We start from the raw sequence: 26,110 nt of genomic DNA, 5'->3' as shown, positions 1-26,110 counted from the left end.
GGGTGTGCCTGCTCCCTGTACGACGCAACAGCCCTCTGCCTCTTCACCTCTCCACCTTTCCGCCCCGCTGCCCCTCAGGCGGCCGCCACCCTGGCGTGATGGCGCTGGAGCACACGTGTATGACGGTCAGCCGATGCCGGGGATGCGGTCGGCACCGCCCACTGAAGGCCGTCGCGGAGCGCCGGTCGCCACACGTTGAAGTCGTGGCCGCCGGGCCTGAGCCTCAGAACGGTGGTGAATCCGGGGCGCCGCGACAGGGTGAGTGCCATGTTTCTGGTGTCGTCCAGGGACTCGCGGTCGCCGCGCCCACAGTCCAGCCACACCCGCATCGGCGGGTCCGGCGGGAGCGCGAGTGCGTAGAGCGCCGGTGCGTTGGCCGCGGCGACGAAGGCGAGATCCGGCCGGTTTCCGAACAGCCCGGCCATTCCTCCGTCATGGGTCGGTCTGGTCATCCCGGACATGTCGACGATCGTCGCGATGAGGTCGCGATGCCGCAGGCCGAGGTTCAGCGCGCAATACCCGCCCGCGGACATCCCGGCCAGGATCCGGTCGGCCCGATCCGGGATGGTCCGCAGCCGCGCGTCGACCGTCGGGATCACGTCGTCGACCAGGTAGGTTTCGACGTGTTCCCCAGGGCGGTCGACGCATTCGCTGTCGTCGAGCCAGCCGTGGCTCAACCGCGGGGCGACGAGGATTGCGGGCTGACCGTCGTGCGCGAGCATCGCACCAACCTGCGCGGCCTGGCCTCCCCGGTACCAGTCGACCGGAACGCCTGGCGACCCGTGTAACAGATAGACGACCGGGAACCGGGTATGCGGCTCGGTGAAGTACTGCGGCGGAAAATACACCAGGGCCTCCTGAGTTCCGAACCCACTGTGGACCCCGGTGACCGGCAGGCCGACGACCGAACCGTCGGGATGCGGCCGCGGCGCCTGGCCGACTATTTCGCGCGCCGACGCTGTCGGCCAGGATTTCACCCCGATGACGTCGTCGAACCGCGGCAGGTAGCCGTAGTGGGCGTTGACCAGGTCCGCCACCGTCGCCAGCGTGAGTAGCAACGCCAGACTTCCCAGGCCGACCGACACGGCCCGTTCTCGACGCGCGAGCAGCGCGCAACCGGCCCCGCAGATCGCCGTCAGTCCTGCCAGGGACAGCAGGAACCATTTCCCGATGATGGCCAGGGATCCCAATCCCGCCCCCGTCACACGATCGTCCCGAGCGCGAAGACGGCCGCGAGGCGGATGCGCAGCGGCATCGGCTGGTCAGGCCGTCCGTGTGCTCGTGGTGGCGCATAGCCGATAACCGGCTCCGCGGACTGTTTCCAGTTGTGAGATTCCGAAGGGCCTGTCGATTTTGCGGCGAAGGTAGGCGATGTACTGGTCGACCACGTTCGAGGTTCCGTCGTAGGCGAAGTCCCAGACGTGTTCGAGGATGGCTGTTCGGCTGAGGACCTCGCCGGGGTGGCGCATCAGGTATTCGAGGAGGGCGAATTCTTTGGGTGAAAGGTCGAGGGCGGTGCCGTCACGGCTCGCGGTGCGGCCGGCCGGGTCAAGTCGCAGCCCGTCGACGTCGAGGACGACGGGGCGTTCATGGGTTCCGCGGCGGATAAGCGCCCGGATCCGGGCGAACAGTTCGTCGAAGCTGAATGGTTTGGCGAGGTAGTCGTCGGCGCCGACGTCGAGTCCGCGCACGCGGTCGGTGACCTCGCTGCGGGCCGAGAGCATCAGTACCGGTGCCCAGCGCCCGGCGGCGCGCAGGCGCCGGCAGACCTCGAATCCGTCGAGGCCCGGCAGCATGAGGTCGAGAACGATGACGTCGTAGGCGATTTCGCTGGCCTGCCATACCGCCTCGAGGCCGTCCGCGACGATGTCGACGGCGAACCCTTCCTCGGTCAGGCCGCGGCGCAGCAATGTGGCGGTGCGTGTTTCGTCCTCGACCACCAGCACCCGCATGGGCAGCACGATATGACTGTCGGCATGTGAATTCGATGTGAGCCTGGCCTGGTCGGGCGTGCCCCGGCTGTGGACCTGCCCCAGATCGTCCCGGTCGGTCGGCGGCCATCATCTTCGTCGGCACGCGGGTGATCTGTTCGTCCATGCCGAGCAGGTCGCGCTCGAGACGACGGGGGAGGTGCCGGCAGTCCTCGGCCACCGGCCACCGGCCACCGCCGAGCCCCTGCCAGAGCACGCCGCCGATCCGAGTGCCCCGAACGGCTGTGGACAGCAGCGCGCGGAGCTTGCCCTCCAGGCCCAGCCAGCCGCCGACGAACCAGGTCAGGAAGAACACCAGGGTGATCACGATGATCGCCTGGGTGATCGCGGGCCCGGCGGCCGCGGAAAGGTTTCGCCGGACTCGCTACGGACGGTCGCGAACGGCCGACGTTGGCCGCTGGGTCATGGCCGCCCACAGCGCGGCGTAGCGACCGTCGAGGTCGATCAGTTCCTCGTGTGAGCCGTCTTCGACGATGAGCCCGCCGTCGACGACGAGGATCCGGTGTGACGCCCGTGCGGTCTGCAGCCGATGCGCGATGAGCAGGGTCGTCCGGCCGCTGGCCACGAGCCCCATCGCCCGCTGCACCTGCGCCTCGGTGGCGAGATCGAGGTTGGCGGTCGCCTCGTCCAGCAGCAGGATCGCTGGGTCGACGAGCAGCGCGCGGGCCAGGCTGAGCAGCTGGCGCTGGCCTGCCGACAGGGAGTGCCCCTGCTCGCTGACCGGGGTCAGGTAGCCGTGCGGGAGGCCTGCGATGAACTCGTGCGCGCCCACCGCCCGTGCGGCGCGCTCGACCTCCAGGTCGGACGCGGACGGGCGGCCGTAGGCGATGTTCGACCGGATGGTCCCGGAGAACAGGAACGGCTCCTGCGGCACGAACCCCAGCTGGTGCCGGTAGGCGGCCAGATCGAGATCGCGCACGTCGACGCCGTCGACCCGCACCGTCCCCGAGGTCGCGTCGTAGAACCGCGCCACCAGCTTGACCAGCGTGGACTTGCCGGCTCCGGTGGTACCGACCAGCGCGACGACCTGGCCGGGCGGGATGGACAGGCTCACGTCGTCCATCGCGACGAGCCCGGTGCTCTCGTAGGCGAACCGGACGTGATCGAGCGTGATCTCGCAGCGCAACCGCCCGGGACGCACCGGATCAGGGGCGTCGGGGGTTCCGCTCGGGGTCTGCAGGAGCTCGCGCAGCTGGGTCACGGCGACGACGGCCTGCAGCCACTGGTCGAAGACCGTCGACAGCTGCTGGATCGGCGTGAAGAACTGGTCGAGGTAGAGCAGGAACGCGATGAGCAGTCCCGCGCTGAGCGAGCCGTTCGCGATGCGATGCGCGCCGACGGCCAGCGCGATCGCCTTCGCCGCCGTGCTCAGCAACTGCAGGAACGGGAAGAACCGGGCCATCAGCTCGTACGAGCGTGACCGGGCGTGGCAGTACGCGTCGGCCAGCGACGCGAAGCGGGCCTCGTTGGCCGGCTGCTGGTTGTACGCCTGGCTGACCACGACGCCGGACAGGCTCTCCTGCATGTCCGCGTAGAGCACGGAGATGCGTTCCCGGGCCGCGAGATACGTCTGTGTGGACGCCCACCGGAACCACATCGTCGACAGCACCAGCGGCACGAGCACGGCCGAGATCATCAATGCGAGGGAGGGACTGAACACCGCGAGCACCACGGCGATGCCGCCGCAGGTCATCAGGCTGGACATCGCGGTGACCAGGCCCTGCTGCAACAGCTGCGCGAACACCTCGACGTCCGAGGCCATCCGCGTCATGACCTTTCCAGTCTGGTGTCGCTCGTAGTAGTTCAGCGACAGCCGCTGGAGGTGCGCGAAGGTACGCACCCGCAGGCCGAACAGCATCCGCTCCGCGGTGCACTGGGTGTAGAAGGTCATCAGCCGCTGGTTGGCCCAGATGATGATCTGGAGGACGAGGAGCATGGCGCACGCGACGGCGAGCACCCGCTGGGAGTGCCGCAGCACACCGTGGTCGACACCGAAGCGGATCAGCGCCGGGGCCGCCAGGCCGCTGAGCCCGTCGATGACGACCAGCACCGCGGCCAGCGCCAGCGGCCGGGCGAACGGCCGGAAGACGTCGCCCATGCTGAAGTCGTCGTGCGGCGCCATCGCCGCGTCGAGGTCGACCCGCGGGTCGCCGGCCAGCGGCGGGAGCCGGTCCACCTCGGCGAGCAGTTCGGGTGACGCGGCCGCCAGCCTGGCCAGCTGCGAGGAGTCGCCGCCGCGGCCGCCTCCGGGCCCGCCCGCCGTCGAGCGCAGGGCGGAGTCGCTGGCATAGGTGCTCACCTTCGGCGCGCCGAGGCGGGAGACGTCCGTCGGCCAGGCCACCGGGTCGATCGCGGTGACCGGCTCGGCCGGCGGCGTGCCGTGCTCGGCGAGCCCGGTGTCCAGGCCGGTGAGCAGTTCGCGGAACAGCTCCGAGCGGTCGAGCAGTTCCTCGGCCGTGCCCTGGTCGACGATGCGCCCGCGGTCCAGCACGATGACCCGGTCGGCCAGCTGCAGCGTGGAGTGACGCTTGGCGATCAGTACGGTGGTCCGCTGCGCGAGCACCTCCTCGAACGAGTGGTGGATCGCGTGCTCGGTGCGGGCGTCGATCGCCGACGTGGCGTCGTCCAGAACGAGCACGCGCGGGTTGGCCAGGGCGGCCCGCGCGAGAGCGATGCGCTGGCGCTGCCCGCCGGAGAGGGTGAAGCCCCGTTCCCCGACCACGGTCTGGTACCCGTCCGGCAGGCCGGCGACGAAGCCGTGCGCGTGCGCCGCGACGGCCGCGTGTTCGACCTCGTCATCGGACGCGGTCGGGCGGCCGAACGCGATGTTGTCGCGGATCGTCGTGGAGAAGAGGAACCCCTCCTCGAACACGAGGCCGACCGTCGAGCGCAGCGACGTCAACGTGTAGTCGCGGGCATCCCGCCCGTCCACGCGGACCGTGCCGGATGTCGGGTCGTGGAACCGTGCCAGCAGCAGCGCGAGCGTCGACTTGCCCGAGCCGGACGCGCCGACGATCGCGATCCGTTCGCCCGGTTCAATACGCAGGGTGATGTCGTGCAGCACCGGCTCGCCACCGGGGTAGGCGAAGTCGACGTGGTCGAGTTCCAGCAGCCCGTCCGGGTCCGTGAGGGCGACCGCGTCCGGCCGCTGCCGGACGCGGGACTCGGCGGACAGCAGTTCGAGGATGCGCGCCGCGCCAGCGCGGGCCTGCCGGGCCAGTTGCGCCTCGATCGGGGTAGCCGGCGCCGCTGGCCCGGATCGTCATCCCGCCACGGCCGGGTGGATAGCTGCCTGCCATGACCGGCCACCCGGCCCGGACCGGCACCGATCATGACTGGTTCGGCAGCGGTGCCCCGCCAGGCCGTGCATCCTATCCGTGCTCCCGACGGCGGCGGATGCCGTCCGCCCCCGAGCGGATTACGGTCGATCCGGGTTGTCCGTCGGCCGTGTCGGGTTACCGGCCGACGGGCCGCGATGCTTCGTGGCGGCAAGATTGTCTCTGACCATGACCGTGAAAGTGTGGTCGGGACCATTGACCCGCACGCTGTCGGTCAGTGTCCGCTCGTACAGGTGGATGGCGTCGTCGAGGCGGCCGGCGGCCTGGTAGGCGTTGGCGAGGTTGTGGCGGGCGGCCTGTGTGCCGGGATCGTCCGTGCCCTGGAGTCGTTCCCGGTCGGTCAGTGTCTGCTGGTACAGGTGGATGGCGTCGTCGAGGCGGCCGGCGGCCTGGTAGGCGTTGGCGAGGTTGTGGCGGGCGGCCTGTGTGCCGGGATCGTCCGTGCCCTGGAGTCGTTCCCGGTCGGTCAGTGTCTGCTGGTGCAGGTGGATGGCGTCGTCGTGCTGGCCGGCGGCCTGGTAGGCGTTGGCGAGGTTGTTGCGGGCGGTCAGCGTGGTCGGGTGGTTGGGGCCCTGGAGCTGTACTCGGTCGGTCAGCGTCCGCTCGTACAGGCCGATGGCCTCCTTCAGCCGGCCCGCCGCCCGGTAGGCGCTGGCGAGGTTGTTGCGGGTGGTCAGCGTCCGCGGGTGGTTGGGGCCCTGGAGCTGTGCTCGGTCGGTCAGCGTCCGCTCGTACAGGCGGATGGCGTCGTTCAGCCGGCCCGCCGTCCGGTAGGCGTCGGCGAGGTTGCTGCGGGAGGCCAGCGTGTCGGGATCGTCCGCGCCCAGGATCCGTTCTCGGTCGGTCAGTGTCTGCTGGTGCAGGTGGATGGCGTCGTCGTGCCGGCCGGCGGCCTGGTAGGCGTTGGCGAGGTTGTTGCGGGCGGTCAGCGTCCGCGGGTGGTTGGGGCCCTGGAGCTGCGCGCGGTCGGTCAGCGTCCGCTCGTACAGGCCGATGGCGTCGTCGTGCCGGCCGGCGGCCTGGTAGGCGTTGACGATGTTGTTGCGGGAGGCCAGCGTCCGCGGGTGGTTGGGGCCCAGGATCCGTTCTCGGTCGGTCAGCGTCCGCTGGTGCAGGTGGATGGCGTCGTCGTGCCGGCCGGCGGCCTGGTAGGCGTTGGCGAGGTTGTTGCGGGAGGCCAGCGTGTCGGGATCGTCCGCGCCCAGGACCCGTTCCCGGTCGGTCAGCGTCCGCTCGTACAGGCCGATGGCCTCCTTCAGGCGGCCCGCCGTCTGGTAGGCGTTGGCGAGGTTGTTATGGGAGGCCAGCGTCTCGAGGTGGTTGGGGCCGCGGATCCGTTCCCGGTCGGCCAGCGTCTGCTTGTGCAGGCGGATGGCGTCGTCGTGCCGGCCCGCCTCCTGGTAGGCGTTGGCGAGGTTGTTGCAGGAGGCCAGCGTCTCGGGAGCGTCCGCTCCCAGGACCCGTTTCCGGTCGGTCAGCGTCCGTTCGTGCAGGCTGATGGCCTCCTTCAGCCGGCCCGCCTCCTGGTAGGCGTTGGCGAGGTTGTTGCGGGAGGCCAGCGTGTCGGGGTGGTTGGGACCGCGGACCTTCTCCCGGACGGCCAGCGTCCGTTCGTGCAGGCCGATGGCCTCCTTCAGCCGGCCCGCCGCCCGGTAGGCGTCAGCGAGGTTGTTGCAGGAGGTCAGCGTGTCGGGATGGTTGGGGCCCAGGACCAGCGTCCACTCGGCCAGCGCCCGTTGGGACAGCGGGATCGCGAGTGCGAACTGCCCCTCCTGCCGGAGGTAGACCGCGGCGCGGTCACACAACCATGCCGAGTCGTCTCCCGCGCTGTCGCCGCCGCGGTCGAGAACGGTGCGAACATGCGGCAGCAGGGCACGCCACCTGGGCCAGACCTGCGGGTTGCGGGCGACATCGCCGGGCAGGTTGGCTCGGAACAGCCGAAGCAGGGTGGCCGTGTGCGCCTTCTGCCGATCCGACGGCAGCCGGTGACGGGTGGTGGCCTGCACCAGCCGGTGCACGTCCACCGTGTCCTGATCCCGGCGGGCCAGGCTGTACCCGACCAGCGCCCCGACCGTGTGCGCCCACACCGCCCGACTGGCGGCCGCGTTCTTCAGCGGCCCGTCGTCGAACCCTGCCGGATCCCCGAACAGATCGAGGGGGATCGTCTCCGGGGCGCACAGCGCCCACAGTTCCAACAGTTCCACCGCGGCCGGGCACTCATCGCGCAGCCGGCGCACGGACAGCTCCCACAGCACCGCGACGGTGACCCCCGGCCGATCGGCCACCTCCCCTTCCGCGAGCATGTCGCCGAGATACTTGGCGAGGAGTTCGGCGTACTCCTCTGGTGGGGTGCCGGTCTGGTCGAGATAGCCGGCGGCCTGCTCGACCGCCAACGGCAGGTCCCCCAGCAGGTCGCAGATCTGATCCGCGACCGTCGGATCCAGCGCTGGGAACCGGTCGGTGAGGATGCGCATCGCTTCGGCCCGTGGCAGCAGCGGCACGGTGACCGTTGCGCCGAGAGCGGTGAAGCCCCGCCGCCGAGAGGTCACCAGCAGCCGGCCCGCCCCTGGTGACGGGCGAAGCCCCTTGATCGTCTTGACCGTTTCGGGGTCGTCGGCGTTGTCGAACACCAGCAGCGACCGCGGCCGGCGTGCCCACGCCGCCACCACCGCGGCCGGTTCCGCATCCTGGGACAGGCCCACCATCGAGGCCAACCCCGCCAGATACCCGCCGACCAGCTCCGGCTGCTCGGCCGGTACCCAGCCCACCCGGTCGAAAGCGTCGGCATACCGGTGGATGTACTCGACCGCGAGCGCAGTCTTCCCGACCCCACCCATTCCCTCCAGCACGGTCACCGCCACCGACCCCGTCGCCGCCAGTCGGTCATGTATCTGAGTGAGCAGCGATTCACGGCCGACGAAGTTCGCCAGCCGGGCCGGTACGTTCCACATCGCCGGCAGATCCGGCGGGAACACCGGAGCGCCCACCGCCACCTCCGTACCGGCCGGGCCGCCGGGGAAGTCCGGTTCTGTAGCCGGCTTTCCCCGCCTGCCCGCGGCAGCGGCGAGCACCGCGCGGCGTGCCACGTCCTTTCGGATACCGAACAGGTCAACCATGACCACCTGGGCGAGCAGACCCGGCCGCGGGCACTGCTCGATCCGGAACACCAACAGCTTCCGCGCCTGACCCGATGGGTCCGCCCGCCACGCCTCCTGCCACTCCGGTGCCGTGAACGCCGACTCCAGATAGGCCGCCGACAGTACCGCCACCGTCCGGGTGGCCCGCGCGGTCGCCTGCTGCACCTCTTCCACGAAGTGCGCTCCCGCGCGGAAATCCCAGGCCTGGATCACCACCCGGTAATCGGCGTCTTCCAACACCCAGGCGATCCACTCGGCCCACGCCCGGTCTCCCCCTGTATACGACACGAAGAAGTCCGGGTCGGTAGCCTCGTCGCCTCCCCTGGTCACCTCTCCAGCATGCCACTACCACCCACCGCACAAGCCGCGGGCTGTCGCCTGGCCGACCAGCCATCGACGCGGGCGGATGAACCACGGAAGATTTTCACAATCCGTCGGCTGTGGGTTCGGGTCCACTCGTCCCACCACTCTGCGTTGTTAACCGTATGGCCGTCGCGAATACGTTTGCTCTATTGGCTGGGGCGATCCGCGCGGTGAAGAACGGACAGGTTCCTGGCAGGAGTTTGTGAACCGGGCCCGTACGCCCGACAGCAGGCGATCATGTCAACCGTAAAAGTCCAGTTCGCAGGCTGAAACCCGGATTTCGGAGTCCGCACGTATCCCCGTCATGCCTGGCGTCCCCGCCATGCGGACTGACCTGGACCGCATCGACTTCGAGGTGTAGCGTCAATACGATTTTTACCCGCCCGGAATGATCAGCGGGTGATGAGCGGCGAGTCAGTGTACGGGCGCTCGTGGTCGATCCGGGAGTAGCCGTGACCACAGGGGATTCGAGTCTGCGGCACCAGCGCAGCACGCTTGAGCGGGAGTGGGCGAGGTGGATCACGACGCGCCAGGACAGCGCCGTGCTGCGACCGCTCGTCGCGCAGTCCTGGGCTCGCTCGGTGCGCGTCGTGGACCCGGCGCGGGACAGCGCGCCCTCGGCTGAGGACCTGGATCCCGCGGCCATCTGGCGGGACTCCCCGCTGCGTGAACCGATACGTGAGCTCGGCGACGAACTGCGCGCCATCGCCGACGACGCCGGGTTCATCGTCGGGGTCACCGACGAGTCCGGCGGGATGTTGTGGACCTGCGGTGGGCGGGTGATGCGGCGGCGAGCCGAGCGGGTCAACTTCGCGCCGGGCAGCCGGTGGGATGAGCGGGCGATGGGCACCAACGCGATGTCACTCGTGCTTCACTACGGGCGGCCGGCCAGCGTGTTCTCCGCCGAGCATCTGGTTGAGGCGCTCCACGAATGGTCGTGCTGGTCGGCGCCGATCCGCGACCCCAACGGGCAGACGCTCGGCGTGCTGGATCTCTCCACCACCTGGAACCGTTCGCACCCACTTGCCATGTCCACCGTACGGACGCTGGTAACCGCGATCGAGTCGCGGCTGCGTCCCTCCGGGTCGGTCACGGCCGCCACGTCCGGGGTGCGGCTGCGTTGCCTCGGCAGCGGCACGGCGCTGTGCGACGGTGTGCCTCTGCGGTTGCCGCCGCGCCAGCTGGAGATCCTCACGCTGCTCGCGCTGGAGGCGGACGGCTTCTCTCCGGAGGGGCTGCGCGCGGCCCTGTACGGTGATCAGCAGATCACCGCCACCACTCTCAAGGCCGAGGTGTCCCACCTGCGTCGGACCCTCGGCGGAGCGCTGACGAACCGCCGGTACGCGCTGACCGCGCCGATCTCCTGCGACGCTGCCGACGTACTCGTCGCCCTTGCTGACGGGGACGCTCCTGCCGCTGTGCGCCGCTACACGGCGCCGCTGCTACCGCACTCGGAAGCACCGGGTATCACGATGTGGCGCGAGCACCTCGCGGTGGCCGTGCGGGAGGCGGTGCTGGCTTCCGAGCAGGCGGAGCTCGCTCTGTTCTATGGCCAGCGTCATCCCTTCGACGCGCAGGTCCATGAGTACGCACACCGACTGCTGCCGCCGCACGACGCGCGCCGGGGCATCGCCGCTGCCCGGCTTCAGGCCGCGTTGCGCGAGTGAGCGACCGCTCCCACTGACATCGGTTCATCCCAGCTGACACCGGTTCCATCCCAGCTGGGCGTGGTTTCCCGATCGGACGACGACTTCCGAAACATGCCAGGGCAGCCGGCCGTCGCCACCAACCTTTCGCCAACCTCACGTGTGCAGGGTGCTCTACATCACACATTGACCACCCGATGACGGTGGACGACATCGGCCAGGAGCGCACCCATGGCATACACCCCGCCAGGCGCCGAGGGCAGCATCGTTCAGTTCGCCCAGCGCTACGAGAACTTCATCGGTGGCACGTGGGTGCCCCCGACCGAGGGCCGCTACTTCGCCAATCCCTCACCGGTCAACGGTCAGGTGTTCTGTGAGGTCGCCCGCTCCAGTGCCGCGGACATCGACCTCGCCCTGGACGCCGCGCACGCCGCCGCGGCGAAGTGGGGCCGGACATCGGTGACCGAACGCGCCAACATCCTCAACCGGATCGCGGATCGGATCGAGCAGAACCTGGAGAAGCTCGCGGTCGCCGAGACCTGGGACAACGGCAAGCCGGTCCGCGAGACGCTGGCCGCCGACCTGCCGCTCGCGGTGGACCACTTCCGGTACTTCGCGGGGGCGGTGCGAGCCCAGGAGGGCAGCATCGGAGAGATCGACGCGGACACGGTCGCCTATCACTTCCAGGAACCGCTTGGCGTGGTCGGTCAGATCATCCCGTGGAACTTCCCCATCCTGATGGCCGCGTGGAAGCTCGCACCCGCGCTGGCAGCCGGCAACTGTGTGGTGATCAAGCCTGCCGAGCAGACTCCGGCCAGCCTGCTGCTTGTGGTCGAGCTGATCGCCGACCTCCTGCCGCCGGGGGTGCTGAACGTGGTCAACGGCTTCGGCGTCGAGGCGGGCAAGCCGCTGGCCTCGAGCGGCCGGGTCGCCAAGATCGCGTTCACCGGTGAAACCACCACCGGGCGACTGATCATGCAGTACGCCAGCGAGAACATCATCCCGGTGACCCTTGAGCTGGGCGGCAAGAGCCCGAACATCTTCCTGCCGGACGTGCTGGCCGCCGACGACGACTTCCTGGACAAGGCCGTCGAGGGTTTCGTCCTGTTCGCGTTGAACCAGGGTGAAGTATGCACCTGCCCGTCCCGCGCGCTGATCGCCTCCTCGATCTACGACGAGTTCATTGGCCGCTGCATCGAGCGGACCAGGGCGATCGTGGGCGGCGACCCGCTCGATCCCGCCACCATGATCGGCGCTCAGGCCAGCAACGATCAGTACGAGAAGATCCTTTCCTATATCGACATCGGCATCAGGGAGGGCGCCGAGATCCTCACCGGCGGCAGCCCCCGCAAGGTCGACGGCCTCGAGGGCGGCTACTACGTCGAGCCGACAGTCTTCCGGGGCACCAACGACATGCGGATCTTCCAGGAGGAGATCTTCGGTCCGGTCGTGTCGGTGACCACGTACGACTCGCCGGACGAGGCGCTCAAGCTGGCCAACGACACGCTCTACGGTCTCGGTGCCGGGGTGTGGAGCCGGGACATCAACACCGCGTACCGGTTCGGCCGGGAAATCAGGGCCGGTCGGGTATGGGTGAGCAACTATCACTCCTATCCCGCGCACGCGGCGTTCGGTGGGTACAAGAAGTCCGGGATCGGCCGGGAAACCCACCGGATGATGCTGGACCACTACCAGCAGACCAAGAACCTGCTGGTCAGTTACTCGCCGAAGAAGCTCGGCTTCTTCTGATGGACCTCGTCGGCCAGGGAGACGGCCGGGGGAGGCGCACCGAGCGCGTGCGGCTCACCCCGGCCGCGGAGGAAGTCCTGCGCGTACTGGTCGACACGCACGGCCCGGTGATGTTCCACCAGTCCGGGGGCTGCTGCGATGGCAGCGCCCCGATGTGCTACCCGCGCGGCGAGTTCCGCGTCGGCGGCGCCGACGTGCTGCTTGGCCGGGTTGCCTGTGACACCCCGTTCTGGATGAGCGCCGACCAGTACCGCTACTGGCAGCACACCCACCTCACGGTGGACGTGGTGCCTGGCAGGGGCAGCGGGTTCTCCCTCGAAGCGCCGCTGGGTGTGCGCTTCCTGCTGCGCTCGAGGCTGTTCACCGACGCCGAGTCCGAACAGGTCCGCGCCGAAGCGTCGCTGCCCACCGGCGCGGACGTGCCGGTGGCCGGGCAGTGAAACCGCCCGTGGTCCACTGACAGGGTGGACGGTCCGAATGGCGGCTTCCTGACCGCGGAAGATGTCTGTCAGGCACTGTGCGCAGCGCCCGTACCGGCGGGCAGCATTGTCGGCTTCGCCCCGGGAACCGTCCCGGGAAAGCCCGGCCTGTACGCCTGGTGGGCTGTTCCAGGGGCGCTTCCGGGAATACCGAGACCGGCTCATCCTTCCCTGCCCCTTGGGTTGCTGTACGTCGGCATCGCGAAGGTCGGCCTCCGGCAACGCGTCGTGGGGCAGCATCTCGGCGCGAACACCGGTTCCTCCACCTTCCGTTTCACGCTCGCGGCACACCTTGTGGCCGATGGTCAACTGACTCCGTACAGGAGGGCGAAGAAGGTCCTGCTGCCGCCGGCACAGCTTGACTGGCTTCTCCGCTGGCAGGTTTCGCACCTGTCCGTCTCCTGGATAACCAGGGAGGAACCAGCAGCGGTCGAGACTGCTGTGATCGGCGCTATGAGACCGCCGCTCAACAGCGACGACAACGGAGACCATCCCTACCGGCAGCCGCTGCGCGACATCCGCGCCGCCTTCCGGCTCAGGGCGACGGATGGCCGCAGCGCCGGCGAGTAGCGGTCGCTGGACATCCACATCTCGGGCGGCCGACGGTTGCCGCTCACAGCAACGTGAACGGACGCCGGCGGACGACCACGAACAGACGGCAGGTCCGTCGACTCGAGCTGACGAAAAACGGTGAATCTTCACGAACGCCACAAACGTGACTGTTCGCTGAAGTTACCCCGGTTTCGTTCACGGGCAGGGTTGTGAACGGCTGCGGATTCCTAACGGAAGGGACCATGTCGATCATGGCCTCTTCTTGGCCGGGCCGGTTTCGGTATGGATTCCCGTAAACCCTATCGGGATAGTAGGCTTTGTCTACATCACATGCAGAGGGGGTCACGATGACCGCCACCCGTACCGCGCCTTACGAGGTCCGCCAGGCCAGCCCCGTTCTCGGCGCCGAGATCGTCGGCGTCGACCTGGCCAACGGCGTCGACGACGCCACCGCCGAAGCCCTGCGCGACGACTTCTGGAAGTACAAGGTGCTGGTCCTTCGCGACCAGCACCTGTCGCCAGACGCGCATGTAGAGGCTGTACGGATCTTCGACGAGCCGTTCGACCACCCCAAGTGGCTGTACCGCCATGAGGACAACCGGCTGGTGTACGTCTTCAACCTCGAGAAGGCCGGCGGGGCCGCGAGGTGGCACATCGGCGGTATCTGGCGGAACCCGCCGTTCACCATCGAGTCGCTGACCTATCAGGTGGTGCCGGAGATCGGCGGTCGCACACTGTGGGCCGATCTGCAGGCCGCGTACGACGGCCTGTCCGAGCCGTTCAGGCGGCTGCTGGAATCGGTCAGCGCCGTGTACAGCGACTACCCCGGGGACGGGACCTACGACCGACCGCCGGCGACCGGGGTCATCGAGCACCCGGTGGTGCGCACACACCGCCACACCGGCCGCAAGGGGCTCTTCCTCAGCTCGTCCTTGCTGCCGACGTAGTAGTAGAGGGGCGCGGTCGGTGTCCAGAGCCTCCGCGGCGTCGCGGAGGGTGGCTGTGAACCCGCGCTCCTTGAAGACGTGGGCGGCCGTCTGGATGATCTCCTTGCGTCGCGCAATCTAGCTGGCGCTGCCGTCCTGGAGGGCGGCCTTGCGCCGTGCTTCGATGCCGCTGTTGGCCATGCATCCAGTAACCTCCGGCGGGGCGGCTCCCTGGTAAGGAGCGGCGGCGGTGTCGGCGCAACAGAGGATGGCTCTGGACGAAGGTAGCACCGGCTGGTCATCGACGCCGCGGCGGCCTTTGGGACCCAGGCGATCACCGTCCTGGGCGGGTGCGGATGAACGCGGATGAACAAGGCCCGAGCGTCGGTCGCGACATCACGTCTCGAAGCGTTTCTGGTCGCGGAACGGCAACGTGGTGGCTTTACTCCTCGTCCCAGCGCTGCTGGTGGGGGATGGCCTCGCGGGCGACGAACTTCCGGGCGACGGCTCGGAAGTCCTCGTGGTCCTGCCCGTAGAGCGTGCGCTCCACCGTGGAACTCCTCGGTCGGGGTGTTCGATCGGAACAGAAAAATCTTGTTTACCGATCGCTAAAAAGGCGGAGGTGGACGGTAGGACCGGCGGAGTGGAGGGCCAATCCGCTGCGGCCAGAAAACTTCCGCACGTTTATTTCGATCATGCCTTCTAGCTGTTCAGCAGGCATATCTTGGCTACTGGTACCGGGATCGCCGCAGCTTGACGAACGCGGCCGTCGGAGCCTAGCGTGCCTGTTTATCGATCGATAAATAAATGATCGTGGTTTGCGTGAGGGATCGTGAAGGTCCAGGGGAGGGGCGACAGCGAACGGGTCGCCCCGACCGGTGAAAGGAGCGCAGGATGAGCGACGCTGTGATCGTCGATGTGGTACGGACCGCGTCCGGTAAGGGCAAGCCGGGCGGGGCGCTGTCCGCCGTTCACCCGGTGGACCTGCTCGCGGGCGTGCTCCAGGCGCTCATCGAACGCACCGGCCTCGACCCCGCCCTGGTCGACGACGTCATCGGCGGCTGCGTCTCGCAGGCCGGCGAGCAGGCGGTCAACATCACCCGTAGCGCGCTGCTCGCTGCCGGGCTGCCCGAGTCGGTGCCCGGTACCACCGTCGACCGTCAGTGCGGCTCCAGTCAGCAGGCGGTGCACTTCGCCGCCCAGGGCGTGCTCGCGGGCGCCTACGACGTGGTCATCGCCTGCGGTGTGGAGTCGATGAGCCGGGTGCCGATGGGCTACCCGGCTCAGGGGCAGGACACCACCGGGACGCTGCTGGGCCAGCGCTACCCCGAGGGCCTGGTCCCGCAGGGGGTGTCCGCCGAACTGATCGCCGCCCGCTGGAAGCTGGAACGCCAGGAACTGGACGCCTTCTCGGCCCGTTCCCACCAGTTGGCCGCGGCCACCGCCGCCGGCGGCGGTTTCGACCGGGAGATCGTGCCCGTGGGCGACCACCGGGTGGACGAGACCGTCCGTCCCGGCACCACCGTGGCGGGGCTGGCCGGGCTGAAGCCGGCCTTCCTCGGCGTCCCCTCGGCGGCGCGCTTCCCGGAGATCGGCTGGCACATCACCCCGGGCAACTCCTCCCCGCTCACCGACGCGGCCTCGGCCACCCTGATCGTCAGCGCCCGGGCCGCCGACCGGCTGGGCCTGCGTCCCCGGGCCCGGTTCCACGCCTTCGCCGTCACCGGTTCGGACCCGGTGCTGATGCTCACCGGCGTCATCCCGGCCACGCAGAAGATCCTCGCCCGCGCCGGGCTGTCCATCGACGACATCGACGCCTACGAGGTCAACGAGGCGTTCGCGCCCGTCCCGCTGGTGTGGCAGCGCGAGCTGGCCGCCGACCCGGAGCGGCTGAACCCCCGCGGCGGCGCGATCGCGCTCGGCCACGCCCTGGGCGCCTCCGGCGTCCGGCTGCTCGCCACCCTGGTCAACCATCTCGAGGCGACCGGCGGCCGGTACGGTCTGCAGACCATGTGCGAAGGCGGTGGGATGGCCAACGCCACCATCATCGAACGCCTGTAAACGCCTGTAAACGCCTGTAAACGCCTGTAAACGCCTGTAAACGCCTGTAAACGCCTGTAAACGCCTGTAAACGCCTGTAAACGCCTGTAAACGCCTGTAAACGCCTGTAAACGCCTGTAGGCGAATGGAACGCTGCCGGGAGAACGAAGGGCTACCGGGGGCGCAAGCGTCGCGATCACGTTTCTTTCGTGCCGGTGGGCGGCAGGCCCACCGGCACGCCAGGGAAAGACCGCACTCTGTGGGAGGAAAGCTCCGTGAACATCGAAGGCAGTGTCGCGTTCATCACCGGCGGGGCCTCCGGTCTGGGCCTGGCCACCGCGCACCGGCTGCTGGACGCCGGCGCGTTCGTCGCCCTGGCGGACCTGCCGTCCTCCGACGGCGCGGCCGTGGCCGCCAAGCTCGGGGACCGCGCCGTCTTCACCCCCGCCGACGTCACCAGCGAACAGGACGTCACCGCCGCCCTCGACACCGCCGGGCGACTCGGGCCGATACGCGTCGCGGTCAACTGCGCCGGCGTCGGTACCCCGGGCCGGGTGCTGGGCAAGGACGGCCCGCTCCCGCTGGAGCTGTTCGCCCGCGTCGTCCAGATCAACCTGATCGGCACCTTCAACGTCATCCGGCTGGCCGCCGCCCGCATCGCCGCCCACGACCCCGTCGACGGCGAACGCGGTGTCATCGTCAACACCGCGTCGGTGGCCGCCTACGACGGCCAGATCGGCCAGGCCGCCTACTCCGCGTCCAAGGGCGGCGTCGTCGGCCTGACCCTGCCTGTCGCCCGCGACCTCGCGGGCAGGCAGATCCGGGTGGTCACCATCGCCCCCGGCCTGTTCGAGACCCCGATGCTGGCCACGCTGCCGGAGGAGGCCCGTAACTCCCTGGGTGCGCAGGTACCGCACCCCAGCCGGCTCGGCCGTCCCGAGGAGTACGCTGCCCTCGTCCAGCACATCGTGGACAATCCCATGCTCAACGGTGAGGTCATCCGCCTGGACGGCGCCATCCGCATGGCCCCCCGATGACTGCCCTGGTGATTCCTTGAGGAGTCCCGCGTGAACACGGCACCGGATGCGGCCGCCGGTGCCGCGAAGCGGTGGCGCGAATACCCGCCGCTGAACCTGCACCCGGTGCTCAGGCACGCCATGGAGGCGTTCAACGAGCACGGCTACCACGGCACGTCGGTACGCGACATCGCCCGCCGGGTCGGGGTGACCGTCCCGGCGCTGTACTACCACTACGAAAACAAGCAGGTCCTGCTGGTCACCCTGATCGAGACCTCCATCCGCGACGTTCTCGACCGCTGCCGGGCCGCGGTGGCCGAGGCCGGCGACGAACCGGTGGCCCGCTTCTCGGCCATGGTCGAGTGCGTCGTGCTCTACATGACCAACCGCCGTGGGCTGGCCTTCCTCGACACCGAGATCCGTAGTCTCGAACCGGAGAACCGGGCCCGGTATATCGCGCTGCGTGACTATCTGGAGCACATGTTGCTCGACGCGGTCGAGGCGGGTGTCGCCCAGGGGGCCTTCACCACCCCCATCCCGGCCGACGCCAGCCGGGCGGTCCTGACCATGTGCCAGAGCGTGGCCACCTGGTACTCCCCGGACGGGCCGCTGCCGCCGGAGGCGATCGCCGAACGCTACGTCCTGCTCTGCCTGAGCACGGTCGGCCACACCGGTGACCGCACCCTCGGGCCGGGCCCGCCGGCCGGCGCCCAGCGCGGCCGCCCGCGGGCGGTCACCGGCACCCGCAACGCTTTCCGGTGACCGGGGAAACCCCAGTCGCGGAGATCGACGTAAAATGCGACCCGCGTCGCCTGGTGGGGTCCTGGATGTTCGTCGGGGCTGGCTGCGGCCCCTTTGTTTTCCCTCGGCTGGTGGAGGGAGTGCATCCCTCCGGGGGAGGCTTCGCTCCCGTGACGCCTCTTAACGTCCGGAGTGACGGTCGTCATATTTGTGATGGCCGTAACGGCTCCGGCTAAGGAGGTCCTCGTTGGGACGCATGCCGCAGGACGTGGTGTCACACGAACTCGATCTGCTCTGGCAGTCGATCTTCACCTGGGTGAGCTGGGCCCTCGTACTCGGTATGATCGCGGTCGCGATCTATCTGTGGCGCAGGGAGCGGACGCCGTTCTATCTCTGCGCGCTGCTCGCGGCGGGCGTCGGGGCGTTCGCCGAGCCGCTGTACGACGTCGCCTTCGACCTGTGGTTCTTCGACGCGGACAGCGCCGGCCACCCCGGCGCGATGTGGTCGCACTTCAGCGCCTTCGGGGTCGTGCAGCCCAACTGGTCACACAGCGGCTACATCATCCTGTACGCCGCCGTCGCGCTGTACGCGGGGCGGCGGATGTACGAGGGCCGTCTGAGCCACAAGGGGCTGTTCGCGATCTGGGGGGCGGAGATCCTCACCTCGTGCGTCTTCGAGACGATCGGTACCGGCGTCGACGTCTACACCTACTACGGCCCCTACGAGCTGCGGATCTGGAACTACCCGGCCGTGATCGGCGTGCTCGAGGGCACCCAGACGGTCCTGTTCACGGTCCTGGCCGTGCAGATCTGGCGGCGCGTCTCCAGCCCGTGGGGTCTGACCTCGCTGTTCGCCGCCTTCCCGGTCACGATGTTCGGGGCGAACTTCGGCATCGGCAGCCCCGTCATCATCGCGCTGCACCTGGACGGCGAGGACTTCTCCCGCGGGCTCGTGTGGGCCGCGACCTTCCTCACGATCGGCCTCTGCGTGCTGGCCATCCACGGCGCGTCGAAGTTCCTTCCTCGGCCCCGCGGGATCGCCGAGCCCGACGGCCTGCCCGTCCCGCCACGCGAGCGCGCACTGCTGGTGTGACCTGACCGTGGGTGACCTGACCGTGGGTGACCTGGCCGTGGGTGACCTGGCCGTGGTGTGACCGCGTCCACCGCCCGGAGGGGCCCGGCCCGGGTCAGCGCCCCTCCGGGCCTGACGAGACCGGCATCGTCAGAGTTACTACCGCAGAACTGATCTGCCCTGGCGGAGTCGCCTGTGTGACGAGCTTGCTACCTGCCGGAATTTCGGCCCTGCCCAAGGCGTACGCGTCCGGCGGGGCGTTCCCCGTCCTGCCTGAATGGTTGATCCATCTCGGTGCTCGGACCGCTGTTGTCGTAATGGAAAGACCTGCCGTGCTCGCGGCCTTTCTTCTCGGTATCGCGAATTCCCCGGACGTGCCTGTAGCCGTCCCGGTTTCGTTCAACGGATGAACGGATGAACGGAGGACCGGCGGCGGGCGCTGGGACGGGCGAAGCTGGCAGAAGCTGACGAAAGCTACCGGGGGCCTTCAGCGAACTGCTGGGAAAATCATGCGTCGCCATGACCAGCTGATTCCGCCGGCCGTATCAGCTTCGGCCTCGCGGAAAAATGGCGCTGCCGTCGAATCCGGGTGATTCACCCCTTGTTGATGCCTGTCTTCGGATTTGGGGTCTTCTGCTCGCCTGCGGCGGTCGCGTTGACGACAGGAACAGCTACGGGGTCACTGGCCGTGGTGTCATGCGCTCCGCTCCCACATGGCGTTCCGCTGCGGAGGGTCCCCATGACATCGGCTTACCCTGTGACCTGGTGGAACGTCGAGGTCCTGCGCGACGGGGGGAACTCCCCGCGGCGCGACGAGAAGCCCGCCCGGGCGCCCGGCGAATCGATCGTGAGCCAGGCTCCCGCGCTACGTGACCGGGAGATCGGCCAGTTGGTGTCGGTGCCCTCACGGACGAACGCTGGCGCTGGCTCTGGCCCGCTGGTTATTTGTCCCGAATTACCGGATGTCCGTGCGGCGGAGAACGAGTTCGTCGGGCGGGGACTCCCCTCGGGGCCGATGCCGGTATGAGGTTCACCGACCGGACGCTGCTGCGTTTCCTCGACGCCGCCGAACTCGGCGCGCTCCTGCCGCCGAGGACGGGCCGGGCGCTCCTCGACGCGGCATACGACTTCGACGACCTCGCCGTCGGCGACGTTTCGGGGGTGAGCGCACGCCTCGTCGCGCTCGCCCCGGCACTCGCGCCGGAGCTGCCGGTCACCGTGACGGCCCGGCCCCTCGGCGGCGGACAGGAATGGCAGGTGACCGGCTCGTGGCAGTCCGCGGCCGCGCCGACGGTGCACGCCGTCCTCGACGTCACGGTGACCGCGGCGACGCGCGGCGTCCGGACCGACGTCACGGCGGTCGAGGTCGAGCCGCTCACCGGGCTGCAGGCACAGATCGAGGCCGCGGTCGACCTCGACGCGGCGCTCGACGCGATCGCCGCGCACGTCACCGACGCCCCCCGGGACGCGGTGGCGCAGGTGCTCCGGCGCCGCGGCCTGACCACCCTCGACGCCGTCCGGGACGCCTTCGGCCCGGCCCGGCAGACGAGCCGACTCGTCCTCACGCTCGTCAGCGACGCGACCGGCGCCGACGTCGAGCGGCCCTACCGGCTCACCATCCTCGCCCACGCCGTCGAGGACCTCGGCACCGGCCTGCTCGACGCGGTGGCGACGCTCGCGGCGGCCCGCCTCGGGCTCGACGCCGTCGCGGACCCGCCGGCCCGCCCGCCCGGTGTCACCGTCCGAGAGGGTCGCCCCGGCCTCGTGATCTTCCCCGCGGCCGCGCTCGACGACGCGGACCTGCCGGTCGTCGCGGGCGAGCGGCCCGCCGACGACGCGGCCCGCCGCGCGAGCCGGCTGTCCGAGCTCACCTCCCGGCTGCGCAGCAGCGGGATCGTCCCGGTCGTGATCTGACCGCCGGCCTCGAAGGAGAACCATGAGCGTCCCCACCGCCGAGTACCCGTACGTCAAGGTCACGATCGACACCAGCGGCCTGCAGCCGACGGCGACCCGCGCCTTCGGCAACGTCGCCGTCGTCGGGTCGGCCGGCGGCTTCGGCACCGCCGTGCCGAACACACCGGTCCTGGTCGGCAGCGAGGCCGAGGCCCGCACCCTCTTCGCGGACGTCGACCAGACCACCGGGGCGATCGCGAACAAGGGGCAGGCCGCCGGCCCGCTCTACCGGTCGATACGGGAGGTGCTCCTACAGCGCCCGGGCGCGTCCCGGGTGTACGCGGTCGCGACCGACGACTCGGGCGGTGGCCCGAACTGGGCGGCGGCACTTGCGACGATCGCGACCGCGCCGGTCCAGCTGGTCAGCCTCGCCCGGGTCACCGACCCGGCAACGCTCGCACTGCTGAAGACCCATGTCGAGAACGCCAGCGGCGCCGGCGCCAGGCGGATCGGCGTCGCGATGGTCGACCCCGACCTGGCGGTGGGCAACGGCCAGACGTTCGCGGACGCCGCGGACGCCGCGTACGGCGGGCTGAAGAACGGCGAGGGCCGGCTGGTGCTCGTCGCCGCGCGGGTGGCGACGGCCGGTGGCGTCCCGGTCAGCGACGTCGCGGCGTGCGCGATGGCGACGATCGCGGGGTACCAGCCGCACATCAGCGTGCTGCTCAAGCAGGTTGCCGGCGTCGAGATCCCGCTGCCGCAGCAGTTCACCGGCACCGAGGTCGCCCAGCTCGCCGAGAAGGCGATACTTCCGCTCCTCGACCCGGAGTACATCGCCGGCGAGGGGGTCTTCCTCGGCTCCGGGCGCTCGTACAACCCGGTCGACCCGTCGCGCCTGTACGTCGACGTCGTCCGCGTCCTCGACGACCTCGAGTTCCGGCTCAGGGGCGGCCTCATCGGCGCGATCGGGAACGTCCGCATCGACCGGCTCGGCATGGAGGGCCTGCGCGGCAGGTTCGACGCGATCCTCGAACCGCTGCGGTCGGCCCGGGTCATCGACGGCTACACCGTCGACATCCCGGTGCTGCCGATCCTCGAGACCGAGGAGGCGGACCGCTCACCCGGAGCGAAGACGGTGCTGACGTCGACCAGGACCAGCCGGGCGGTCGACGTCATCGTCACGGTGGCGTACGCCGGCTCCGTCCACTTCCTCGACATCAAGCTCGCGCTGACCGTCTGACCGTCTGACCGTCTGACCGCCTGACCGCCTGACCGCCTGACCGCCTGACCGCGTTCCTCCGGACGCATCGACCGAGCCCTCCCCGAGCCGACGGGCCCGCCGGTGGGCTCACGACCGAAAGGCAGCACCGATGGCCACGTGGACCAAGACCCGGTTGGCGGTGGTCGTCGACGGTGACACCGCGCACCCGCTGACGCCGATCGACTCCTTCTCACCGACGTTCGCGCTCAACACCGAGGTCGTGCACTCGATCGAGGCGACCCACGTCGGCTGGATCGCCAACCCCGACAGCTTCACGTTCTCGTTGTCCGTCAAGGCGATCGGCGGGGCCTCGGCGAGGCTCACCCAGCTGGCCCTCGAGGGCAGGGAGTTCTCCATCGGCCTGTACAAGCAGACCGGCAGCGCCGACGAGTGGGACTTCTCGACGCTCGTGCTGACGAAGTGCCTCATCACGTCGGCGTCCCCGTCGAACGCGACCGTCAGCGGCGCCCCGGTGGCGACGTTCTCCGGTATCAGCCGGCACGTCGACGTCACCCCGAAGAACGGTCCGGCCATCGCCCGGCCGACGTTCACCGCCTGATGGAAGGGCATGTGGAGGGCTGGGGGCGGGTCGACCCGGACGCGCTCGCGCGGGACGACACCGGCGCCGACCCGCTCGGCGGCCGCGTGGAACGGACCGGCATCGCCCTCGTCCGCCGCGGCGAGACGGTGACCGCGGAGGGTGACGGTGCGGCCGTCGTGCGGCCCGGCCAGGGTGCCGCGCCGCCCGGCGTCGTGCTCGAGATCCCGGTGACGGTCGAGATCGGCCCGACCGTCGAGGAGATCACCGAGGCGGCCGCGGAGCTCGCGCTCCGCCGGCTGCGGGAAGCGCTCGCCGCCCGGGCGCTGGGCTGACCGGGCAACCGGCACCGTCCGGCCCAGCCGGACGGACGGCACGGACGGCACGGACGCGGGGACATGGGGACTACGGGAACGCGGAAAGGAGGAGACGACGATGACGGCACCGACCGAACGGTCGAGGCGGCCTGCGACGGACGGGACGGCGAGCGCGTACGGTCCCCGGCTGCGCCTGCCGGTCAGCGTCCGGGTCACCCCGGACGCCACGGGCTGGGTGTCCGCGGAGGCGGTCCGGGCCGGGGTCGCGGACGCCGTCGCCGCCGCCTGCGCGCGCTTCCCGCTGTCGGTGCTCGGCATCCGGCCGGGTGACGTGACGACCGTCGCCGTCGGCGCGGCCCCGTCCGAAGCCGGCCCGCGGGTCCCCGAGACGCTGCTCGCGGCGGCCGAGCGGGGCGCGACCGACGGCGCGGCCCGCGCCGGTTTCCGTTCCCGAGCCACGGCCCGCGGCCCGGCGCGGGTGGACGACCCGCCCGCCGAGCCGTTCGACCCGTCCCGGATCCGGTACACGCCGACCGGCACGACCTACGAGATCCCGTTCTTCGACGGCGGGACGACCCGGGTGCCGCTGCGGGACGACGCGAACCGGCGGGAGCCGTGGCTGCCGCCGGCCGGGGTTGCCGTAAGCGTCGAGGAGGCCGTTCGGATCGCCTGGCGGTGGCACCTCTACCGGCACGGTGGGCCGGCGCTCGACCGGGAGCTTCCCGGATACCACGGCTTCATCCGGACGACGAGCGGGGCGTTCCTCCGCTTCCTGTTCCTCACCCGGGTCGACGCCGTCGGCGCCGACGGCATGCCGCTGCCCGGCCGCTACCGGCATGTCATGACAGTCGACAGCGGCGGCGAGTACGGCGGGATCGTCTTCTTCGCGAACAGCCCCAGGACCGCGTCACTGCCCTCCGGGCTCGGCACCGGGCAGGGCGAACTGTCCTTCGGTGAGGGGGCGGACACGATTCCCATCGTCTTCGCGCGCCAGCCGTTCCCCGAGGCCCTGCTGAAGGCCGGCGGCGGCGCGGGAGTCGGCTACATCGCCGCGCCGGGCGAGCAGGGCAGCCCCACCGCGCGGGACGACGTCGTCCCGCCCGACGACGAGCCGTCGGCCCTCGACGTCGCCGACATCCCGCGGTCCGACACCGGGACCCGGCGTGCCTGGCCCGGGGCGCCGGAAGCGCTCAGGGCACCGCTCGTCTGCCGTTCCTACCTCGTCGAGCCGAAGCTGTCCGACCTTGTCGACACCCGCAACCTCGTCGGCCGGATGCGTGCGCTCGCCGCCGCGCTCGCCATTCCCGAGTGCGGGTACGCCGGCATGTTCGCGCTGCACTGCGCCACCGCGATCAGCGGCCGGGCCAGGGGCGTCGCCGCCGCGAGCATCGCGTCCGGCGCGACGACCGAAGTGACCGTGCGCCCGGACGCCACCGGCAACAACGGCTTCGTCCACCTCACGCCGTCGCCGACGCCGGAGCTGCACTGGCTGCGCCGGCTCGCCGGCCTGGCCCGCGAGGTCGACATCTTCGCGGGGGACGTTGTCTCGACCTACCTCGACGCCGCCAACGCCCGGCTCGTCGGGATCGCCGACGGCGACCCGCCGAACGCCGCCGGCTGGGCGATCCGGTTCATCGGCGACCTCGCGGACGCGCTCCGCTTCGGCTACGAGAACGTCTTCGCCGAGACCTGCCGGTCGATCATGCTCCAGCAGCTGCGCAGCTCGCGCGCGGGCATCACGGCCCGGCAGCGGAAGCAGAACTTCGACGCCCTCGTCGAGGACATCGGCAGCAAGATCGAAAAACTCGGTGACCTCGTCCTGTGGCCGACGGTGCTGCTTCGGGCGATCGAGTACGCCGGGTCCGTCGGCCGGTCCGCCGGGACGGTCCGCGAGATCCTCTCGATCCACCGGGTCCGGCGCACCCGGGACGACTACTACGAGCTGCCCGCGCCGATCGAGAGCACCCCGCGCCGCATCCTCGACCTCGTCGGCGACGACCGCGTCGAGGAACGCGGCGGCGAGCGGGTCGCCGTCCACGACGGCCGCGCCTGGACCGCCGACCAGCTACGGGAGACGATCAACCAGCGCCGGCGGCTGCTCAACATGAGCGACCCGCTCTTCTACCAGGTGCCGGACCTGCAGACGATCGCCTTCCGCCGCGAGCTCGACCGCGGCTACCTCGAGCGGTACCTGCGCACGCTGCTCGCGGACATGCTCGCCGCGAACGAGCGGATGACCGGCGAGGCGACCGATCTCCAAGACGGGGCCCACTTCGCGCTGGCGGCGTCGAAGTACGCCGAACGCGAGGGGGGCCGGGACTGGCGGGGGCTGCGGTACACGCTCCAGGGCATCCACCAGCTCGCGGACGACGTCCTCGCGCCCGAGGTCCACGGGCTGCGGCTCTACGCGGCCGGGGTCGACCAGGCCATCGACCACAAGGCGGCCAGGGACAAGCTCCTTCAGTTCGCGTCCACCTTCGGGATCATCCTCCTCGGCCTGTTCTGCGCACCGCTGGGAGCCGTCGCCGCCGCCGCGATCACGGGCGCGGTCAGCATCGGTTTCGCCGTCCACGACGTCCTCGACGCCCAGCGGGAGACCGACCTCTACCACGCGCTGGAGGACCCCGAACTCTTCCAGCACTGGCAGGACGTCCAGCTCGACCAGCTGATGGCCGCGATCTCCGTCGCGTTCTCCGTCTTCGACGCCGCCGCGGTCGGCAAGGGCGCGCGGACGTTGACATCCGCCGCTCTCGAAGGGCTCAGGGTCGCGGAGAAGCAGGGCGCGCGGACCGCCGTCCGGCTCGCCGCGGCGGAGGTCCGCGAACGCGTCCTCAAGGGCCTCACCGAGGAGATGATCCAGCACGCCGTGCGCCAGGCCGTGCACGAGGCGGCCGTCGTCGCGGTGATGAACGAACTGCTGCCGCACGTCATCACACCCGTCCTCGTGCCGTGGATCCGCCGCCAGGCACAGGAGCACGGCACCGCCGCCGAGGTCGACGCCGCGCTCGGCCCGCTCGCCACCGGAGGCACACCGTGACGATCAGTGCCGGA

Annotated in this window: 20 protein-coding genes; 16 read left to right on the top strand and 4 right to left on the bottom strand. The window is 70.1% G+C overall.

Features of this window, described 5'->3' with window-relative positions:
* Nucleotides 1–74 precede the first annotated feature (74 nt).
* From FSYMDG_RS17220 to FSYMDG_RS17210, 3 genes are all read right to left on the bottom strand, one after another.
* Nucleotides 75–1,205 (bottom strand): alpha/beta hydrolase, encoded by a 1,131-nt coding sequence (locus FSYMDG_RS17220; RefSeq protein ID WP_013874670.1) that lies wholly within the window; start codon nt 1,203–1,205, stop codon nt 75–77.
* 57 nt (nt 1,206–1,262) lie between these two features.
* Complete coding sequence (locus FSYMDG_RS17215; RefSeq protein WP_013874669.1) at nt 1,263–1,952, bottom strand: response regulator transcription factor; 690 nt, start codon at nt 1,950–1,952, stop codon at nt 1,263–1,265.
* Between the two features lie 403 nt (nt 1,953–2,355).
* Nucleotides 2,356–5,055 (bottom strand): ABC transporter ATP-binding protein, encoded by a 2,700-nt coding sequence (locus tag FSYMDG_RS17210; RefSeq protein WP_202797636.1) that lies wholly within the window; start codon nt 5,053–5,055, stop codon nt 2,356–2,358.
* Here FSYMDG_RS17210 and FSYMDG_RS27580 point away from each other — a divergent pair.
* Entirely contained in the window at nt 5,047–5,292 is a 246-nt protein-coding gene (locus FSYMDG_RS27580) for a hypothetical protein (RefSeq protein ID WP_202797635.1), read from the top strand. The genes FSYMDG_RS17210 and FSYMDG_RS27580 overlap by 9 nt on opposite strands.
* A 117-nt stretch (nt 5,293–5,409) precedes the next feature.
* Here the strand turns inward: FSYMDG_RS27580 and fxsT are convergent, their stop codons facing one another.
* Nucleotides 5,410–8,796 (bottom strand): FxSxx-COOH system tetratricopeptide repeat protein, encoded by a 3,387-nt coding sequence (gene fxsT, locus FSYMDG_RS17205; RefSeq protein WP_013874667.1) that lies wholly within the window; start codon nt 8,794–8,796, stop codon nt 5,410–5,412.
* A gap of 485 nt (nt 8,797–9,281) precedes the next feature.
* On the opposite strand from fxsT, the gene FSYMDG_RS17200 reads away from it, so the two are divergent.
* From FSYMDG_RS17200 to FSYMDG_RS17135, 15 genes are all read left to right on the top strand, one after another.
* The gene (locus tag FSYMDG_RS17200) at nt 9,282–10,496 is read left to right on the top strand and encodes a helix-turn-helix domain-containing protein (RefSeq protein ID WP_013874666.1); all 1,215 of its coding nucleotides are present in this window, start codon (nt 9,282–9,284) and stop codon (nt 10,494–10,496) included.
* 210 nt (nt 10,497–10,706) lie between these two features.
* The gene (gene exaC / locus FSYMDG_RS17195; RefSeq protein ID WP_013874665.1) at nt 10,707–12,224 is read left to right on the top strand and encodes an acetaldehyde dehydrogenase ExaC; all 1,518 of its coding nucleotides are present in this window, start codon (nt 10,707–10,709) and stop codon (nt 12,222–12,224) included.
* Entirely contained in the window at nt 12,224–12,664 is a 441-nt protein-coding gene (locus tag FSYMDG_RS17190) for a DUF779 domain-containing protein (RefSeq protein ID WP_013874664.1), read from the top strand. Before exaC ends, FSYMDG_RS17190 begins: the two co-directional genes overlap by 1 nt.
* A 24-nt stretch (nt 12,665–12,688) precedes the next feature.
* Nucleotides 12,689–13,273 carry a GIY-YIG nuclease family protein gene (locus tag FSYMDG_RS17185; RefSeq protein ID WP_013874663.1) on the top strand — a complete coding sequence of 195 codons (585 nt, stop codon included), beginning with the start codon at nt 12,689–12,691 and terminating at the stop codon, nt 13,271–13,273.
* Between the two features lie 329 nt (nt 13,274–13,602).
* On the top strand, nt 13,603–14,202 hold the full coding sequence (locus FSYMDG_RS17180; RefSeq protein ID WP_013874662.1) for a TauD/TfdA dioxygenase family protein: 600 nt from the start codon (nt 13,603–13,605) through the stop codon (nt 14,200–14,202).
* Between the two features lie 873 nt (nt 14,203–15,075).
* On the top strand, nt 15,076–16,242 hold the full coding sequence (locus FSYMDG_RS17175) for a thiolase family protein (protein WP_013874660.1): 1,167 nt from the start codon (nt 15,076–15,078) through the stop codon (nt 16,240–16,242).
* A gap of 254 nt (nt 16,243–16,496) precedes the next feature.
* On the top strand, nt 16,497–17,258 hold the full coding sequence (locus tag FSYMDG_RS17170; protein ID WP_013874659.1) for a 3-hydroxyacyl-CoA dehydrogenase: 762 nt from the start codon (nt 16,497–16,499) through the stop codon (nt 17,256–17,258).
* Nucleotides 17,259–17,288: 30 nt separating this feature from the next.
* Nucleotides 17,289–17,999 carry a TetR/AcrR family transcriptional regulator gene (locus FSYMDG_RS17165; protein ID WP_013874658.1) on the top strand — a complete coding sequence of 237 codons (711 nt, stop codon included), beginning with the start codon at nt 17,289–17,291 and terminating at the stop codon, nt 17,997–17,999.
* Between the two features lie 226 nt (nt 18,000–18,225).
* Nucleotides 18,226–19,071, top strand: a complete 846-nt coding sequence (locus FSYMDG_RS17160) for a hypothetical protein (RefSeq protein ID WP_013874657.1) — start codon at nt 18,226–18,228, stop codon at nt 19,069–19,071.
* Nucleotides 19,072–19,789: 718 nt separating this feature from the next.
* Entirely contained in the window at nt 19,790–20,077 is a 288-nt protein-coding gene (locus tag FSYMDG_RS26385; RefSeq protein ID WP_013874655.1) for a hypothetical protein, read from the top strand.
* Nucleotides 20,074–20,964, top strand: a complete 891-nt coding sequence (locus FSYMDG_RS17155) for a hypothetical protein (protein WP_013874654.1) — start codon at nt 20,074–20,076, stop codon at nt 20,962–20,964. The genes FSYMDG_RS26385 and FSYMDG_RS17155 overlap by 4 nt, the downstream gene beginning before the upstream one ends.
* Before the next feature lie 22 nt (nt 20,965–20,986).
* Nucleotides 20,987–22,183 carry a hypothetical protein gene (locus FSYMDG_RS17150; RefSeq protein WP_013874653.1) on the top strand — a complete coding sequence of 399 codons (1,197 nt, stop codon included), beginning with the start codon at nt 20,987–20,989 and terminating at the stop codon, nt 22,181–22,183.
* Between the two features lie 130 nt (nt 22,184–22,313).
* Nucleotides 22,314–22,763 carry a hypothetical protein gene (locus tag FSYMDG_RS17145; protein ID WP_013874652.1) on the top strand — a complete coding sequence of 150 codons (450 nt, stop codon included), beginning with the start codon at nt 22,314–22,316 and terminating at the stop codon, nt 22,761–22,763.
* A complete protein-coding gene (locus FSYMDG_RS17140) occupies nt 22,763–23,077 on the top strand; it encodes a hypothetical protein (protein ID WP_013874651.1) in 315 nt (104 codons plus the stop codon). Before FSYMDG_RS17145 ends, FSYMDG_RS17140 begins: the two co-directional genes overlap by 1 nt.
* 100 nt (nt 23,078–23,177) lie before the next feature.
* On the top strand, nt 23,178–26,096 hold the full coding sequence (locus FSYMDG_RS17135) for a hypothetical protein (RefSeq protein ID WP_013874650.1): 2,919 nt from the start codon (nt 23,178–23,180) through the stop codon (nt 26,094–26,096).
* The last annotated feature ends 14 nt before the right edge of the window (nt 26,097–26,110 follow it).

This window comes from Candidatus Protofrankia datiscae, assembly GCF_000177615.2.
GTDB classification, from domain to species: domain Bacteria; phylum Actinomycetota; class Actinomycetes; order Frankiales; family Frankiaceae; genus Protofrankia; species Protofrankia coriariae.
Note: the sequence above shows the minus strand (reverse complement) of the source record. Positions and strands in the feature narration are given on the sequence as shown.

Excerpts from the sequence above, each read along its gene's own strand:
- FSYMDG_RS17215 (WP_013874669.1), bottom strand. The coding sequence starts at position 1,952 with ATGCGGGTGCTGGTGGTCGAGGACGAAACACGCACCGCCACATTGCTG.
- exaC (WP_013874665.1), top strand. The coding sequence starts at position 10,707 with ATGGCATACACCCCGCCAGGCGCCGAGGGCAGCATCGTTCAGTTCGCC.
- FSYMDG_RS17190 (WP_013874664.1), top strand. The coding sequence starts at position 12,224 with ATGGACCTCGTCGGCCAGGGAGACGGCCGGGGGAGGCGCACCGAGCGC.
- FSYMDG_RS17180 (WP_013874662.1), top strand. The coding sequence starts at position 13,603 with ATGACCGCCACCCGTACCGCGCCTTACGAGGTCCGCCAGGCCAGCCCC.
- FSYMDG_RS17175 (WP_013874660.1), top strand. The coding sequence starts at position 15,076 with ATGAGCGACGCTGTGATCGTCGATGTGGTACGGACCGCGTCCGGTAAG.
- FSYMDG_RS26385 (WP_013874655.1), top strand. The coding sequence starts at position 19,790 with ATGACATCGGCTTACCCTGTGACCTGGTGGAACGTCGAGGTCCTGCGC.
- FSYMDG_RS17155 (WP_013874654.1), top strand. The coding sequence starts at position 20,074 with ATGAGGTTCACCGACCGGACGCTGCTGCGTTTCCTCGACGCCGCCGAA.
- FSYMDG_RS17150 (WP_013874653.1), top strand. The coding sequence starts at position 20,987 with ATGAGCGTCCCCACCGCCGAGTACCCGTACGTCAAGGTCACGATCGAC.
- FSYMDG_RS17145 (WP_013874652.1), top strand. The coding sequence starts at position 22,314 with ATGGCCACGTGGACCAAGACCCGGTTGGCGGTGGTCGTCGACGGTGAC.
- FSYMDG_RS17140 (WP_013874651.1), top strand. The coding sequence starts at position 22,763 with ATGGAAGGGCATGTGGAGGGCTGGGGGCGGGTCGACCCGGACGCGCTC.
- FSYMDG_RS17135 (WP_013874650.1), top strand. The coding sequence starts at position 23,178 with ATGACGGCACCGACCGAACGGTCGAGGCGGCCTGCGACGGACGGGACG.